Genomic DNA, 16,817 nt, shown 5'->3' on the forward strand with positions numbered 1-16,817 from the left:
CGTTACTGCCCCTTGCGCTCGGCGCGGCGCACTGCGCTCGGTATGTCGATCTCAACCCGCGCCGGCAGCTGGTGCACGTGCAGTTCCTTGTTGACCCACTCGGCTGCTTCGCCGTTGATACTCGCCTCGCCCGGATCACCGGCGTATGGCCACGGCAACACCACGCCTCCCACCGGTGGCACCAGGCCCGGCTGCACCTCCAGCACCAGCTGCTTGTCGCTGCGCTGCAGGCGGTAGTTGAGCTGGCCCTGCGGCGTGCGCAGGCCTTGCACGGCGATGCCCTCGCCCTGCAGCCACGCGGTCGGTACGCCGGCGGCCAGCACCAGTGACTCGTCCATGTCGCGGTTGTAGGCGAACATGTCCAAGGCCGAGCGCACGAAGTCCGAGGCCACCCAGGCATGCGGCAGGTCACCGACGAAGAACGGCCTGCGCGGCGTGCGCGAAACCACTTCGGCCCACTGGTTCCAGGCCTGCGGTGCGCGGTCCTTGAAGAAGAACTCGGTGGCCTGCCAAGCGCGATCGCGCCAGCCCAGGCGCACAAACGCGGCCACGTTGCGCCACTCGTACGGGGTGTAGTCCTTCCACTCGCGCTTGCCGTCGCGACGGGAAACGAACTCGTTCCAGTAGCGTTCGAAGGTCGCCTCCAGCGCCTGCTGCGGCAACCTGCCCTGTTCGCCGCCCGGGGCCAGCGCGATGGTCGTCGACGTCGCGTCGAAGTCACCCAGCTCGGCCGAGCCCGGCAGGTAGTCGATGTTGTGCTGCTGCATCGCCGACAGCAGCGAGGCCTGCAGATCATCCCGGAACTGGTCGCGCGACTCGGCGATCTGCATCGCCTCGACCTTGCCCAGCTGGGTCGCCAGCAGGGCTGCGTCCTTGTAGCCGCGCAGTGCCCAGAAGTTGTCCCAGTACGAGTGCATCGGCTTGGCCGAATAGCCTTCGTGGCTGATCGAGGCCGGCATCATGCCGTAGAAGGCCGGGTTGCGTGCGCGGTTCTCCTCGGTGCGCTCGCTGGCGCGCAGCTGCTCCATGTAGCCGTAGGCGCCCTGCACATGCGGCCACATCAGCTCGGTGAAAGTGCTGTCGCCGGTGTAGCGCCCGTACTCGGCGATGCTGTAGATCAACTCGCCATGGCTGTCGTTCTCCGGCACCGGGTCGCTGCCGCGGGCATCGACGCAGCACGGCACCTTGCCGTTCTCGAACTGATACGGCGCATACCAGTTGATGTAGTCGCGCACCGCATCACTGCGGCCCATGCGCAGCAGGCCCTCGGAAATCATCGCGCCATCGCGGATCCAGCTGCGCGCATACGAACGCGTGCCCGGCTGCAGGCGTGGGCCGACGCGCGAGATCAGCATGTGCGCGACCGCGGTGCGCAGGGTATCCACCAGCGCCTGGCCCGCAGCCGGCACCTGCAGCGAGACCACGCCCAGCTTCTTGCGCCACAGCTGGGCCACCTGCGCCTGCGCCTTGGCCACGTCCAGCGCCTGCGGTGCCCAGCCACCGGTCTGTGGCAGCACCACCGCCACTTCACGGCTCTGGCCGGGCTCCAGCTTGATCGTGTACATCAGCGCACCCGACGCCATGCCGGTGCTGTCCTTCACCGCTGTGGTCGCCGGGTACGTGCCGCTTTCCAGATGCATCGCATCAAGCTTGCCGTCGAACGTACTGGCAAAGCGCGCGTCCGGCACCTGCAGCGGGTAGATGCGCGGCTCACCGTTGACCCGCACCAGCTGCTCACCCACATCCAGTGCATCGATGCGGCTGAAACCACCGACGGTGTTGAGGAACTGGGTGGGCGGGTTGACCTGCCACGGGCGGATCGCCAGCGCCAGGGTGTACTCGTGCGCGACCTTGTCCGGATTGCTCAGGCGGTAGCGGCCGATCAGCTGCGCGCGCTCCGGCGTACCCTGCACGAAGCTGGTCACTGCCAGGCCGACCTTCTCATGCACCCAGTCGACGTTGGCGATCGGCAGGTAGTGATCCTGCAGCGACTGGGTGATGGCCACCTTCGACCAGTCCAGCAGCTTGCCATCGAGGCGGATGAACGGCTCGATGCTGAAGCTGCCCTTGGCCGGCTCCAGTGCGCCATCCTCACTGATCAATGCCTGTTCCTGGCCACCATCAAGGCCGAGCAGGGTCCAGTACGGCTGCTCGCCCACATAGGCACGAGGCAGCGAGCCGCGTGGCAGGTCGGCGGCGACCGAGGACAGGAATGCGTTCGGGGTGGAAGCAAAGGCCAGCGGCTTGAGCGCGATGTCGCGGATGCCGTAGCGCCAGTTCGGGCCGTCCTGCAGATCGAAGCGCACGTAGCGCGCATCGGTGTCCGGCAGCGCCAGCCAGTCGCGGCCACCGGCACCACTGGTGACTTCGCGCACGGTGCGCCAGTCGCGGCCATCCTCGGAGGTGCGCACGGTGTAGCGGCGGGCTTCCAGGTTCGGCAGCCAGTCGATCACCGCACCACCGATCTCGCGGCTCTTGTGCAGGTCCAGGCTGATGGTCTGCTGCTTGACGCCACCGCTGATCCAGAACGTATCGCTCTTGCCGTCGATCATGCGGTCCTGCAGCGCGGTGGCGGTATCGGCGATCACCGACGGCACCAGCGCCGAGTCATCCTGGGCTGGCAGGCCCTGCAGGGTCAGCTTGTCGAAGCACACTGTGCCGCGGCCGCCGACCTTGCTGTAGATCGTGAACTCGACCGCAGCGCTGCGTGCCATCTCTTTCTCGGGCGACGGCCCCCACGCCTTGTCGATCTGGCGACGGCGATACTCGACCGGCGTCCACGCCTTGGGGAAACTGTAGCCGGGACGATTGACCCACCAGACGTTGTCTCCGCTGGCATCGATCAGCTTGAACTGCAGGTCGTTGCCCGGTGAATCACCGCGCAGCTGGAAACCGAAACGGTAATTGACCGGGTAGTCGATGTTCAGCGCGCGGCGGATGCCGACGTAACCGGAGACATCGTGGAAGTCATAGTCCAGGCACAGCGCGCGGCCACCACCGGCGCCGCTGACCGGTCGCAGCGAACCGCTGACCTGGTCGGACAGCACCAGCTTCCAGGCTGCGATGTCGTCGAAGTCGTCCAGCACCTTCGGTGCCGGCAGCGCCGGTGGTGCGGCGATCGCCAGGGAGGTCCACAACAGGCCCAGTCCAACGGCGATCGCTCGCTTCATCCTTTGACGCTCCCCAGCAACAGACCTTGGATGTAGTACCGCTGCAGCACCAGGAACAGCGCCAGCACCGGGACCACGGTGACCACCGCGCCGGCCATCATCATTTCCACGTCCATGATGTGCTCGCGCGAGAGGGTGGCCAGCGCCACCGGCAAAGTGTAGTGCTCCTGGTCGGTCAACACGATCAACGGCCACATGAAATCGTTCCATGCGCCCATGAAGGTGAAGATCGCCAGGGTCACCAGCACCGGCTTGAGCATCGGCAGCACGATCTGGAAGAAGATCCGCAGCTCCCCTGCCCCGTCGATGCGGGCCGCTTCCAGCAGTTCGTCCGGAATGGAACGCGCGTACTGGCGCACCAGGAAGATGCCGAACACGCTGGCCAGCGCCGGCACGATCACGCCGCCGAAACTGTTGACCAGACCGAGCTGCTTCATCAGCAGGAACAGCGGCAGCATCGCCACCTGGGCCGGAATCACCAGCGCCGCCATCAGCACCTGGAACAGGCGCTCGCGGCCGACGAAGTTCAGCTTGGCGAAGGCATAGCCGGCCATGGTGTTGAGCAGCAGCGAACCCAGGGTGATGCCGACCGACACCAGCAGGCTGTTGGCGAAGTTGCCGCCCATGCCGGTGCGCGCGAACAACTCATGGTAGTTGCGCGTGGTGATGCTGGACGGCAGCAGCGGCGGCGGGAAATGGGTCGCCTCGCCCTGTGGCATGAACGAAACCGAGAGCATCCACAGCAGCGGTGCCAGGCTGACCAGGGCCAGCACCAGCAACGCACCATTGATCAACCACGGGTACCAGCGCGACTGGCCGATTTCACGACTCATACCAACTGCCTCTTGCGGCCGAAACGCAGCATCACGGTGGTCACCGCCAGGATGATCAGGAACAGCAGGAACGCCACCGCGGAGGCGCGTCCCAGGTTCCACCACTTGAAGCCTTCCTCGAACATGAAATACAGCACGCTGACGGTGCTCTGCAGTGGGTCGCCGCGGGTCATCACATACGGTTCGGCGAACAGCTGGAAGTAGCCGGACACGGTGATCACGCCGACCACCAGCAGCACCGGGCCGAGCATCGGCAGGGTGATGTGCAGGAACTGCTTCCAGCGCGAGGCACCGTCGATGCGGGCGGCCTCGTACAGGTCATGCGGGATGGCCTGCAGGCCGGCCAGGAAGATCACCATGTTGTAGCCGAAGTTCTTCCACACTGCGAACAGCATGATGGTCGGCATCGCCCAGTTGGGATCACCCAGCCAGTCGATCGGGCTGATGCCCAGGTGGCCCAGGCCGTAGTTCACCAGGCCGTAGCTGGTATGGAACAGGTAGCGCCAGATCACCGCCACTGCCACCAGTGTGGTCACCACCGGCGCGAACAGCGCGGTGCGGAACAGCGCCTTGAAACGCGCGGCAGGTGCATTCAGCAGCATCGCTGCGCCCAGCGACACGCCGATCGACAACGGCACGCCGATCAACACGAAGTAGGTGGTGTTCCACAGCGACTTCCAGAACATCGGCGTCTGCAGCAGATCGATGTAGTTGCCGAGGCCGACGAAGCGCAGGTTGCTGCTGTCGGCCAAGGCATACAGGTCGAAATCGGTCACGCTCAGCGCCAGCGCCGAGGCGACCGGCAGGCCGAAGAACATGCCCAGCACGATCAGCGAGGGACCGGCGAAAACCCAGCCGGCAAGCGAGGTACGTTTCATTGCGCGCTCCCGGCGGCCACGGCACTGCTCGATTGCGGCGACGGCACGCGCTGCTGCAGGCGTTGTTGTTCATGCATCCAGCGGCGCTTGGCCAACACCTTGTCCACGCGCTGGTCCAGCTCTTCCACGGCCTTGTCCTGCGCCAGGCCACCACGCACCACCTTCTCGGTGACGATGCGCATTTCCTGCACGATGCGCTCCCACTCAAGCACCTTCGGCGTCGGCTTGACCCGCTCCAGCTGGTCACGGAACGCAGCGGCCAGCGGATCGTTGGCCAGCGACGGCGCGTTCCAGGTACTGCGGCGCGGCGGCAGGTCGCCGATGATCGAATGGAAGCGCGCCTGGATTTCGGGTCGCGACAGGAACTCGATCAGCTTCCACGACGCCTCCTTCTGCTGCGATTTGCGGAAGATCACCAGGCTGGTACCACCGGCAATACCGGCGCCCGGGCCGTCCGGACCCGGCAGCGCGGCCGTACCCCACTGCCCTTCCAGTTCCTTCGGCTGCAGCTTCTTGAACTCGCGGATGTTCCACGGGCCGGAAATGTAGAACACGTTGAAGCCGCGGAAGAACTCATCCCAGACGTTGGAGATCTGCGTCTCGGACATCTTCGGCGCCCAGCCCTGCTCGAACATGTTGGCATAGAAGGCCAGCGTGCGACGGAAGCCCGGGCTGGCGAAATTGCCGCGGGTGTCGTCATCGCGCAGCAACGGATCAGGCTGCTGCAGTGCCAGCGAAAGCTGCTGCTCGAACTCGTTGATCGGCATCAGCACCGCATAGCGGTTCGGGCCCTGCATGCGCTTGATCGCCGCCATCTGCTCGTCCCACTCCTGCCAGGTGCGCGGCGGGTGGTCGTAGCCGGCCTTGGCCAGCAGGTCCTTGCGGTAGTAGATCAGGCGGGTATCGACATACCACGGCACGCCTACCAGTTCGCCGTGGATCACATTGGTATCCCAGATGCCCTGGAAATAGTCCTTCGGGTCGACCACGGACGAACGCTGCACGAACGGCTGCAGCGGCGTCAGCGCGTCCAGTTCGGCGAACTCCGGCACCCAGGTGTTGCCCAGCTGGCACACGTCCGGCAGGCCGTCGGCGGCGAACGCGGTCAGCAGCTTCTCGTGCGCGGCCGTCCACGGGATGTTCTGCACATCCACCTTGATGCCCGGATTCTCGGCCTCGAATTCATGGATCAGCTCGCTGACCACCTCGGCTTCGCGGCCCATCGCCCAGAAGCGCACGGTGGTGGGGCCCGGTTCGGTACGGGCGCAGCCGGCCACGGCCAACACGGCCAAGGCAGGCAGCGCCCAGCGGCGCAGGCGGTCGATCCAGTTCGGCATCGGGTTACTTGCCCTGGCCTGTATTGCGGTTGGCATTGTTCTTCTGTTCCTGCGCGGCAGCCGCGCGTGATTCGGCGATACCCACCGCGCGTGCCGCCGCGGCCTTTTCGTCTTTCTGCAGTTCCAGCGGCTGGAACGAACCTTCCGGTGCCAGCCAGCCACCGCTGAACCCGGCCCGTTCCAGGCCCTTGCGGATGTACGGGTTCTTCTTCATCACTTCCCAGACGAAGTCATCGCGGTAGTTGGCGATCATGGTCAGGATCGGGCCCTGGTCGATGGCGATGTAATCGCTGGCGACCCAGCCGCGATCCGGCACCAGGCGACCGGTCTTGATCGGGATGTCGTAGTTGAAGCTGGGGTTGAACGAATCGAGGAAACCGTAGCTGGAATAGATGTAGTCGCCGTAGCGCTTGTGCATTTCCAGCGTGGCCGGGATCACCTGCTCGGGCGCGAACACCACCGAGGCGATCGCGGCGGTGGGGGCGATGGTGCCGTCATCGAAGTTCTCGCGCAGGCCGGCGCCGCGCGAGGAGTAGTGGCGGAACTGACGCTGCTCGCCGCGGTACTCCTGGGTGGTGTTCTGCGGGCCGTCGCTGGCGGTCAGGCCCCATACGTTCTCGCCATAGTCCTTCCACTGCATCGGGTTGGCGATGGCGTACTCGCGCTGGGCCAGCGCAGCCGAGCGGCTGTTGAGGAAGTAGGTGCTGCCGCGCTCGCGCATGTACGCGTCCTGGATATCGCGGAAGTCGATCCAGACATGGCTGTACTGGTGGCCGAACAGCGGGCCGAAGGACAGGTATTCCTGGCCCTGGTAGACGCCCCAGTCGTTGTCGTAGGTGCGCGTCCACACTGTCCACGCATCCGGGCTGACCGGGTGCGTCGGCGAACCCAGGGCGAGGATGTAGACCATCATCGCCTCGTTGTAGCCCATCCAGTCGTGGTCGATGAAGCCGCTCTCCGGGAACCAGCCCATCGAGATCAGCGGCGCACGCTGCTGCAGCCACGGCCAGTCGACCTTCTTGTACAACGTGTCGGCGATCTGGCGGATCTCCTTCTCGCGCGGATCGTCACCGTCGTAGTACGACTGGGCGAACAGCACGCCCATCATCAACAGCGCGGTATCCACCGAGGACAGTTCAACCCAGCTGTCGTAGCGACGCCCTTCCTGCATGTCCAGGAAGTGGTAGTAGAAGCCCTTGTAGCCGGCCTTGCCGGTGCGCTGCGGCCCCATCGGCACGTCGCGGAAGAACTTCAGCGTAGTCAGGGTGCGGTCGATCGCCTGGTTGCGGCTGACCCAGCCGTTCTCGATGCCGATCGGATAGGCGGTCAGCGCGAAGCCGACCGAGGCGATGCTGGCGAACGGTCGCGACGGATAGCGGTCCGGGGTCAGGCCGTTGATCTCGTTGGTGGTATCCCAGAAGAACTGGAAGGTACGGCGCTCGATGTCATCGAACAACGGCGGCAGCACCGGCTTCATCGGCCGCGGCGGTGCGTCGGCCTCGATCAGGATCACCGGCGGCCGCGGCTTGGCAGGTTCCTGCTGGGCCGGCTGGCAGGCGGCCACGGCCAGGCTCAACGCTGCGGCGGACAACAGATGGCGTGCCTGCATGGCGCGATTTCTCCGGTGGTCTGATCGATGGGAAAGCATACCGTCCAATGATCTGAAATCGTTTACAAGATGCGTTCTGAAAAAACCACGAAAAACGTGGTTTGACACCGCGATCATTGCCCATGCCGCTGCCGCCTGGCCGGCAGCGGCATGGGCAATGGACCGGCACGGGGCCGGCCATTGCCGTTTTCAAGCAGCCGATGCCGCCGGCGGAGCGGCGGCAACGGGGTCGTGCATCAGGCGGATCCGCTTAGAAGCGGAAGCCCACTTCGGCCTTCACCTGACGCGGGGTGCCGATCACATCGCCGGTCTCGTTGTAGCTCACCAGCAGCTTGCCATCGCTCTTCACGTAGTTCAGGTTCGAGAAGTTGTCGAAGTTGAGCACGTTGATGATGTCGATACGCGCATACAGCTCGGTATCGCCGGCCAGCTTGAAGGTCTTGGTCGCCTGCAGGTCCAGCGAGCGGTAGCCGAAGATCTTGCCACCGAGCAGGAAGCGGCCATTGCCACCCGGAGTACCCGCGGCCGGAGTCGGCAGGCAGTTGGCAGTGCCAGCCTGCGCGATGCAGGACCAGTCATTGCCCGGGGTAGGCGTGGCCAGGGTCAGCTTGCCGCCAAAGGTGATGCCCCAGAAGCCGTCATACGAGCCGGTGACCACCAGGCGATGGCGCGGCGCGCCGTTGGACTTGATGGTCGGGTACTCACCGATGGTGCCGCGATCGAACGAGTAATGCTCGTTGATGTTTCGGTTGTGACGCGCGTTGGTCCAGGTATAGGCGATCGAGGTGCCCCAACCGCTTTCCTTGCTGTACGGCTTCTGCGCCGACAGCAGCACCTGGGTGGAACGGGTCTTGATACCCTGCTGGCCGATGATCAGGCTGCCGAAGCCCGGAATGTTGCAGTTCCACGGCTGGCCGTAGGTCGGCTCCTTGGCACCACACAGCATCTGGTTATCGAAGAAGTTGCCGTTGTTGAAGCGGTTGCCCAGGGTGAAGGCGAACCCATCATAGGTCAGCGTGCGAGAAATCGTCGCGTCGGTCAGCCACTCACCGAACTGGTTGCTCATGCCCAGGCTGAACTGGTCGGCGTACGGCACCTTCATGTTGTTGTTCAGCAGATCGACTTCCATGCCTTCATTGCTGGTGGAACCCAGCAGTGCCTGCACGTTCTCGATGCCGTTCATCAGGTTCGGGTTCCAGTCAAAGCACGGAGTCTGGCCGTACATGCAGTTGCCGGTGGCCGGGTTGCGGAAGTAAACGGTCGGCTGCGGCAGTGCCAGCTTGGTGGTTTCCAGTGCCAGGTTGTCGAACAGGTCGCGGTCATAGGAACGGCCGGCGCCACCATGGAACACGTGCCGTTCGTCGGCATTGACGTCATACGAGAAGCCCAGGCGCGGCTGCCAGGCGTTCTTGAAGTTCTTGCGGTTGTGGCCGGTGCTGATGTAGTCGTTGACGTTCAGCCCGCTGAGCGCCAGCGTCTGCGCATAGGTCTGGGACACGCCCGCCGGCGCGTTCGGATCCTGCGAGAACAGCGCCTTCACGACCTCCGGCGGGGTCACGAAATCGGTGTAGACCGGGTTCTTTTCGTAGTCCCAGCGCAGGCCGATGTTCAGCTGCAGATGATCGTTGACCTGCCAGTCATCCTGGATGAACAGGCCAATCTGCTTGACCTTGGCACGCACCTCGGACTGCACGCCGGTGACGCCGGTGCTGGCCTTGGTGAACTGCGCCTTATACGGCGTGCTCGAGGGGAACGCCGGGTTGTCGATGGTGTAGGAGAACTGAGGGTTGATCTGCGCCGCGTCGGAAGCGTACAGGTCGATCTGCTTGTACTTGGCGCCCATCTTGATGGTGTGGTCGCCCGCCCACTGCAGGCCGTCCAGGGTCAGGTTGTCCTCGATCGCCCAGCCCTTCTGGCCCTTCACCTGCGAGGCGAAGGCATCAGCCGCGCCAACCTGGACGAGTGTCTTCTCCTGCGGGCGGTTGGCGTCCGAGTCGCCGAAATCCGGTGCGGTGTAGATGATGCCGTTGCCCATGGTCAACGGCAGCGGATTGTTGAAGGCCTCCTCGTGGGTCACCATCAACTCGTTGTAGAAACGCTCACCGCTGTGGTTCCAGCGCAGCGCATAACGGCGGTCGGTGTTGTCCACGACCTTGCCGTGTACCTTCGCGGTCTGGCCACTGAACTGCTGCTGGGTTTCGTCGCGGTCCTGGAAGGTCAGTTCGATGCGATCGTTGTCAGTCGGCTCGAAGTCGATCTTGGCGAAGATCAGGTCCTGCTGGAACGGCTGGCTGGCCGGGCCGAGACCTGCGAGACCATCGGCGGGCAGATTGGCGGCCGACGGAGTGACGGCACCGTCCGGCGCGATGGTCACCGGCAGATCGAAGCGCTTGGCTTCATAGGTGACGAAGAAATGGGCCTTGTCCTTGATGATCGGGCCACCCAGCGCGAAGCCGTATTCCTTCTCGGCCGAGTCTTCCTTGCTCTTGCCCGGCTGGCGTTCGGCCGGGGTCATCGCACGCATGCTTTCGTTGGTATAACGGTAGAAGGTCTCACCCTTGAACTCGTTGGTACCCGACTTGGTCGCAGCCGTGATCGCGGCGCTGGACACCTGGCCGTACTCGGCCTTGTAGTTGCCGGTGATGACCTTGTACTCACCGATGGCCAGCTGCGGGAACGGGTTGCCCGCACTGCCGGACTGGCCGGAAATGCCGCCACCCTTCACGTAGCTCTTCTGGCCCACACCATCGATGTAGACGTTGGTGCCGTCGGAGTTGGTGGCACCGCCACGCAGCGAGGTGTTGCCCTTGGCATCGCGGGTGAAAATCATGCCCGGCACCGCATCAGCGAACTCCAGGAAGTTGCGCGAGACCTGCGGCGTGGTCTGGATCTGCTGCAGGCTGACGGTCTTGCCGACTTCGGACGTGCGCACTTCCTGCAGCAGGGTCGGTGCGACAACGTTGACGGTGTCCAGGTTGGTGGCCGTGGTCGAACCCGGGGTGCTGCTGGCGGCACCGGCGAAGTTCAGGGTAGCAGTCGAGGCCACGGTGACGGTGACCTTCTGCGACTGGCCGTTGGCGACCACGTCATAGGTGCCCGGGTCCAGGCCCATCAGCGAGTAGCTGCCATCGGCACGGACGGTGCCGCGACGGACGGTGCCGGTGGCCAGGTTGGTGGCGGTCACTTCGGCGCCGGCCTGGGCGCCGGAAACCTGGCCGCGCAGGCTGGCATTGGCCGACTGCGCCATGACGTTCGGAGCGGCGGCCAGCATCAGGCAGCTGACCAGTGCGGTGCTCAGCAGCCGGCGTGCCGGCGTGCGGAAGGTGGTGTGCATCATCAACTCAATCTCCGGGTGGCGGTAACCGCTCGCGCGGTCCCTGCGATCAATCAAAAAAGAAGGAACGCCTCTGGCTTCAATGGCCCGATGGCGGAGTGGTGGAATCGCGAACTATCAAGCGGGGAACCAGGGTCTGCTTGTCCCCTGTCCCGTCCGTGGAGGTGCCGTCCATCAACTGCAGCAGGCGCGTCATGGCCCGGTCGCCGAGCTCGGCGATGCTGACCTGCATGGTGGTCAGCGACGGGTGGACGAAACGCGCCAGTGGAATGTCATCGAAACCCGCCAGGGCGACATCGGTCGGAACACGGACACCGGCCTGCGTGAATGCATACAGGCATCCCAGGGCCATCATGTCGTTGGCGGCGAACACGGCATCAGGCAGCGCTCCGGCTGCCAGCAACTCCTGACCGGCGCGATGGCCGGAAGCTTCGTCGAAATCACCGGGCAGCTCGATGCCCTCGGCGCCACCGCCAAAAGCCGCCAGCGCGTCACGGAAGCCGCGCAGGCGCTCGCGCGCGTCGAAGTTGAGATCCGGGCCAGAAATGAAAGCGATGCGACGGTGGCCGGCGTCAAGCAGATGGCGGGTCATCGCCATCGCACCGGCATGGTCGTCGATGCTCAGCACCGGGTGGTCCTGCCCGGGCAGATAGGTGTTGATCAACACCGTCGGCAACGACTGCGGCAGGTTGTCGGTCAGGAAACCGGGGCTCTCGGCATAGGGCGAGAGCACCAGCAGGCCGTCGACGCGGCCGCGCATGGCGCGCAGGGCCGCGCCCTGCTGCTCCTGGTCACCGTGGTAGCTGGACACCAGCAGGTGCTGGCGACGGCTACGGGCGACATTGTCGATGCCACGCATCAGTTCGGAGAAGAATTCGCCGTACAGGTCAGGCAGTACCACGCCCACCGTATTGGTGCGCCGGCTGCTCAGGCTGCGGGCGGCGGCGTGCGGGGTGTAACGCAGCCGTGCGGCCACCTCCAGCACAAGCTGGCGGACCGGTTCGGCGACATTTTCATGCCCGTTGAGCGCGCGGGAAACCGTGGCCACGGAGACCCGGGCTTCGCGAGCGACGTCTTTGATTGTGATAGCTGCCTTGTTCACGAAGCCGCCCTCCACGGCTTGGACCTACCAGCATTGGCGCGGAATGTAAGCGTTTCCATCTGGGCTTGTAAACAGTCCGTTAGGCGAATGTCCCGAAATGGACATGGAAATCTGTCTGCAGCGAGCCCCCGCAGGGACCCGCCAGGACAGCGTGGGACAAGGGCTCAGCCCTGTTCTGACGGGGTCTGCGCGCGGATGGACAACGCGTGGATATCGGTCTCCATCATCGTCCCCAGCGCGGCGTACACCGCGCGATGCCGGGCCAGCGGGCCCAGTCCGGCGAAGCGTTCACTGACCACATGTACGTTGAAATGGCCGCGGCCATCGCGCGCACCGGCATGGCCTGCGTGGCGATGGCTGTCGTCCTCGATCTCGAGCACGCTCGGCGCCAGCGCATGCTGCAGCGCATCACGCATTCGCGAGATCCGTTCCGCGTTCACGGCAACACCTTCCGGAACGGTCGCACCTGCACGCGGGTGTAGACGCCGGCGGCCACGTACGGGTCGGCGTCGGCCCAGGCCTGGGCCTGCAGCAGCGACTCGAACTGCGCGATCACCACCGAGCCGCTGAAACCGGCCGGGCCGGGGTCTTCACTGTCCACCGCCGGGCAGGGGCCGGCCAGCAGCAGGCGTCCCTCGTCGCGCAGCGCGTGCAACCGCGCCAGGTGTTCCGGCCGCGCCTGCAGCCGCTGCGCCAGCACATCCTGGCCGTCATACCCTTCGATCACATACCACACCGGCATTTCCTCGCTTGCGTTGTCGGGTCCGCAGATTCTAGCCAATGCGGCCCCTGCCCCGGCCCGGCTGGACACTGGCGCAACAAAGGCTTACCCTAGACTCCATTGCACGTGGCTGGATGCAGCAGCCCGTCGGTTTTTGCGGCCAACGCAGCCCCCGACGACCGTCCCGCTGCTTCAAACCGGACCACCTGGCCGGGCCACGTAGACGACCTCCCCGTAGTTCCGTCGCTGCCGTTTCCTGCGGCGCGTCCTGCTGTTTGATATGTGTGGAATCGCGCCGATCCCGGCGTGTCTGGTGCCCTGGGGCTCCGTGGCGTTGGCCCGGCGAACCCGGTGCCGCGACTGGTCCGTTGCAATCCTGATGTCCATTAGATGACTTCCGAACTCGCGCTCGACGCGAACCCGCCAACCCGGCCGCCCGCCCCCCAGCAGCAGGAAATGCCGCTGGCCGTGGTGCATGGGCAACCGGTCCTGCAGATTCCGCAGGACCTGTACATTCCGCCGGACGCGCTGGAAGTCATCCTGGATGCCTTCGAAGGCCCGCTGGACCTGCTGCTGTACCTGATCCGCCGCCAGAACCTGGATGTCCTGGACATTCCCGTCGCCGAGATCACCCGGCAGTACGTGGAATACATCACCGTGATGCGCGAGCTGCGCTTCGAGCTGGCCGCCGAGTACCTGGTGATGGCGGCGATCCTGGCCGAGGTGAAGTCGCGCATGTTGCTGCCGCGCCCGGTCAGCGAGGAAGGCGATGAGGCCGACCCGCGCGCCGAGCTGGTGCGCCGGCTGCAGGAATACGAACGTTTCAAGCAGGCCGCCGAGGACATCGACGCCCTGCCCCGCCAGGACCGCGACACCAGCCTGGCCCATGCCTTCATGCCCGAACGCGCTACGGTGAAACTGCCGCCGCCGGTGGACCTGAAGGAGATGCTGCTGGCGCTGCACGACGTGCTCAAGCGCGCCGAGCTGTTCAGCGGCCACGCCATCAAGCGTGAGGCACTGAGCGTGCGGCAACGCATGGGCGAAGTGCTGGGACGCCTGGAAGATGGCAAGTTCTATCGTTTTGAAGGCTTGTTCACGGCCGAAGAAGGCAAGCTGGGCGTGCTGGTCACGTTCCTGGCGGTGCTGGAACTGGCCAAGGAACAGCTGCTGGACATCGTCCAGGAAGAACCGCTGGCGCCGATCTACGTGAAATCGCTGGCCGCCGGCAACACCAACGCCCCGCTGCAGTTCAGCAGCGAGTTCGACGACAACGACGCCGCCAATGCGGACGAGTGAGCGCTGACTGCCGATGGATCAATCGCTGATCGACCGCATTGTCGAGGGTGCCCTGTTGGCCTCCAGCCAGCCGCTCACCCTGGCCCAGCTGAAGGACCTGTTCCCGGAAGAGGAACCGGCACCGCCGGGCAGCATCGAACGCGCACTGGAACGGCTGCGCGAAGCCTGCGAAGGCCGCGGCGTGGAACTGGTCGAGGTCGCCTCCGGCTTCCGCTACCAGGTCACCGGCGAAGTGCATGGCTGGATCAGCCGGCTGTGGACCGAACGCAAGACCCGTTACACCCGCGCCACCCTGGAAACCCTGGCGCTGATCGCCTACCGGCAGCCGATCACCCGCGGCGAGATCGAGCAGGTGCGCGGCGTGGCGGTCAGCAGCAACATCATCCAGGCGCTGGAAGAACGCGAGTGGATCCGCGTGGTCGGCCACCGCGACGTACCCGGCAAGCCGGCGCTGTTCGGCACCACCAAGGGCTTTCTGGATTATTTCGGCCTGAAGCGATTGGATGAACTGCCGCCACTGTCGGAACTGAAGGACCTGGGCGAGCTGGAACCCCAGCTGTCCCTGGACCGCGATGCACCGGCAACGGCAAGCGCCGACGGTCCTGACATCTCGGCCGGCGACGAAGGCGCTGCCGCGAACGATGATGCCGGCCTGGCCGGCAGTGACACCCCCGATTCCGCCGACGCAGCCCCTGCGCCGGCTTCCGATGAGCAAGCACCTTCGCCCCTCGATGATGGGCACCCCGATTCCGCGCCGGGCGAGCGCGCGGTGCCAGTGAACGAACGCGAAGACAACGCCGTCGCGATGACGACCGTGGCTGTTGACCAAGCCGATTCCGAACCAGAGGCCGACCTCGAAACCGTCGGCCGGAGCAAAACTGATGAGTGACACCCCTCGCAAGCTGTCGTTGAACAAGCTCTCGCTGAAGCGCGAAGCCACCTCCGAACAGTTCAAGTTGGAAGAACGCCTGCACAAGGTGCTGGCACAGGCCGGCCTCGGCTCGCGCCGCGCGCTGGAACAGCGCATCGCCGAAGGCCTGGTCAAGGTCAACGGTGAAGTCGCGCAGACCGGCATGTCGGTCAAGAGCGGCGACAAGATCGAACTGGATGGCCGTGGCTTCGTCGCCACCGCCCTGGCCGAGCCGTCGCGCGTGCTGGTCTACAACAAGCCGGAAGGCGAAGTGACCACCCGCGATGATCCGGAAGGCCGCCCGACCGTGTTCGAATCGCTGCCGCCGCTGAAGGGCGCGCGCTGGATCGCGATCGGCCGCCTCGACATCAACACCACCGGCCTGCTGCTGGCCACCACCGACGGTGAACTGGCCAACGCCATGATGCACCCGTCGTTCGAGGTCGAACGCGAATACGTGGTGCGCGTGCGCGCACCGGAAGGCGAGGAAAAGGTCTCCGACGCCATCGTCGATCGCCTCACCCGTGGCGTGGCACTGGAAGACGGTCCGGCCAAGTTCGACGAGATCGAACGCATCGGCGGCACCGACTCGCACGACTGGTTCCGTGTCGTGGTGAAGGAAGGCCGCAACCGCGAAGTGCGTCGCCTGTGGGAGTCGCAGGGCTGCCAGGTCAGCCGCCTGAAGCGCACCCGCTACGGCAAGGTGAGCCTGCCGCGCGAACTGGCCCGCGGCCATTCGGTGGAACTGGGCACCGCCCAGGTGGAAGCCCTGCGTGCGCAGCTGAAGCTGGAAGAAGGCGCACCGTCGGCACTGACCCTGCAGCCGGTAATCGGCCAGCGCCGCGCCGCCAAGACCACCGTGCGCGTGCGCGAGGGTGGCCGCGGCAACGCCTACGTCAACGGCCACAACACCGCTGACGAAGGTCGCGAGCTGCGTCGCTTCGACAACGTGCGCGAAGACCGCGGCCGTGGTCGCGGCGGCAAGGGTGGCGGCTTCAAGGGCGGCCTGACGGTCAGCGGCGAAGCGGCGGCCAAGCAGTCGCAGAAGCCGTTCAAGCAGCGTGCCCAGAAGAACGACCGTTCGCTGCCGGAAGGCAACCCGGCCGCGTTCCGCACCTGGTACGTGCCGGATGGCGTGAGCACCGGCCCGAGCGGCCATCGCAATGCCGGTCCGGGCGCACGTGGCCCGGGTGCCCGTGGTCCGGGCGCAGGCGGCCAGGGCCGTCCGTACGGCAAGCCGAAGGGCCCGGGCGCAGGCGCCGGTGGCGGCCAGGGCCGTGGCGGCTTCGGCGGTGAAGGCCGTGGCGGCGCAGGCGGCCAGGGTCGTCCGGCCGGCGCGGGCAACCGCTCGCAGGGCCAGGGCAACAAGCACCCGTACGGCCATCCGGGCAATGCCCCGAGCTTCCCGTCCGACCACGCCACCCCGGGCTTCAACCCGTATGGCAGCCCGAAGCCGGCGCAGGGCGCCCGTCCGGGCGGTCGCGGTCCGGGCGGTGGCAACAACCGTGGCCCGGGCGGTAACCGTGGTCCCGGTGGTCCGGGTGGCAATCGTGGCCCGGGCGGCCCCGGTGGCAACCGCGGTCCGGGCGGCCCGCGCCGCAGCGGCCCGCGCGGCGGCTGATCAGCG

12 protein-coding genes are annotated in these 16,817 nt (G+C 65.7%); 3 read left to right on the forward strand and 9 right to left on the reverse strand.

Features of this window, described 5'->3' with window-relative positions; genetic code table 11:
• Positions 1-2 precede the first annotated feature (2 nt).
• From ACZK5G_RS14850 to ACZK5G_RS14890, 9 genes are all read right to left on the reverse strand, one after another.
• The gene (locus ACZK5G_RS14850; RefSeq protein WP_478463917.1) at positions 3-3,170 is read right to left on the reverse strand and encodes a discoidin domain-containing protein; all 3,168 of its coding nucleotides are present in this window, start codon (positions 3,168-3,170) and stop codon (positions 3-5) included.
• The gene (locus tag ACZK5G_RS14855) at positions 3,167-4,003 is read right to left on the reverse strand and encodes a carbohydrate ABC transporter permease (RefSeq protein ID WP_006378064.1); all 837 of its coding nucleotides are present in this window, start codon (positions 4,001-4,003) and stop codon (positions 3,167-3,169) included. Before ACZK5G_RS14855 ends, ACZK5G_RS14850 begins: the two co-directional genes overlap by 4 nt.
• On the reverse strand, positions 4,000-4,881 hold the full coding sequence (locus ACZK5G_RS14860; RefSeq protein WP_032129770.1) for a carbohydrate ABC transporter permease: 882 nt from the start codon (positions 4,879-4,881) through the stop codon (positions 4,000-4,002). The genes ACZK5G_RS14855 and ACZK5G_RS14860 overlap by 4 nt, the downstream gene beginning before the upstream one ends.
• Positions 4,878-6,218: a sugar ABC transporter substrate-binding protein gene (locus ACZK5G_RS14865; RefSeq protein ID WP_478463918.1), complete on the reverse strand. Its 1,341-nt coding sequence runs from the start codon at positions 6,216-6,218 to the stop codon at positions 4,878-4,880. Before ACZK5G_RS14865 ends, ACZK5G_RS14860 begins: the two co-directional genes overlap by 4 nt.
• Positions 6,219-6,222: 4 nt before the next feature.
• Positions 6,223-7,827, reverse strand: a complete 1,605-nt coding sequence (locus ACZK5G_RS14870) for a glucoamylase family protein (RefSeq protein WP_032129772.1) — start codon at positions 7,825-7,827, stop codon at positions 6,223-6,225.
• A gap of 250 nt (positions 7,828-8,077) precedes the next feature.
• Positions 8,078-11,164, reverse strand: coding sequence for a TonB-dependent receptor (locus ACZK5G_RS14875; RefSeq protein ID WP_423175017.1), 3,087 nt, complete (start codon positions 11,162-11,164; stop codon positions 8,078-8,080).
• 76 nt (positions 11,165-11,240) lie between these two features.
• Positions 11,241-12,278 (reverse strand): LacI family DNA-binding transcriptional regulator, encoded by a 1,038-nt coding sequence (locus ACZK5G_RS14880; RefSeq protein WP_032129774.1) that lies wholly within the window; start codon positions 12,276-12,278, stop codon positions 11,241-11,243.
• Positions 12,279-12,427: 149 nt separating this feature from the next.
• Positions 12,428-12,703, reverse strand: a complete 276-nt coding sequence (locus ACZK5G_RS14885) for a BolA family protein (RefSeq protein ID WP_434060509.1) — start codon at positions 12,701-12,703, stop codon at positions 12,428-12,430.
• On the reverse strand, positions 12,700-12,999 hold the full coding sequence (locus tag ACZK5G_RS14890; RefSeq protein WP_032129789.1) for a YciI family protein: 300 nt from the start codon (positions 12,997-12,999) through the stop codon (positions 12,700-12,702). The genes ACZK5G_RS14885 and ACZK5G_RS14890 overlap by 4 nt, the downstream gene beginning before the upstream one ends.
• Positions 13,000-13,374: 375 nt before the next feature.
• Between ACZK5G_RS14890 and ACZK5G_RS14895 the strand changes: the two genes are divergently transcribed.
• Genes ACZK5G_RS14895 through ACZK5G_RS14905 form a run of 3 tightly spaced genes read left to right on the forward strand, consistent with a single transcriptional unit; the run spans position 13,375 to position 16,811 of the window.
• Positions 13,375-14,280, forward strand: coding sequence for a segregation and condensation protein A (locus tag ACZK5G_RS14895; RefSeq protein WP_006456456.1), 906 nt, complete (start codon positions 13,375-13,377; stop codon positions 14,278-14,280).
• Between the two features lie 13 nt (positions 14,281-14,293).
• Positions 14,294-15,169, forward strand: coding sequence for an SMC-Scp complex subunit ScpB (gene scpB, locus ACZK5G_RS14900; RefSeq protein ID WP_478463919.1), 876 nt, complete (start codon positions 14,294-14,296; stop codon positions 15,167-15,169).
• Positions 15,162-16,811 (forward strand): pseudouridine synthase, encoded by a 1,650-nt coding sequence (locus tag ACZK5G_RS14905; protein ID WP_049401107.1) that lies wholly within the window; start codon positions 15,162-15,164, stop codon positions 16,809-16,811. Before scpB ends, ACZK5G_RS14905 begins: the two co-directional genes overlap by 8 nt.
• The last annotated feature ends 6 nt before the right edge of the window (positions 16,812-16,817 follow it).

The sequence above is a fragment of the Stenotrophomonas sp. 62841_Sma genome (assembly GCF_056482945.1).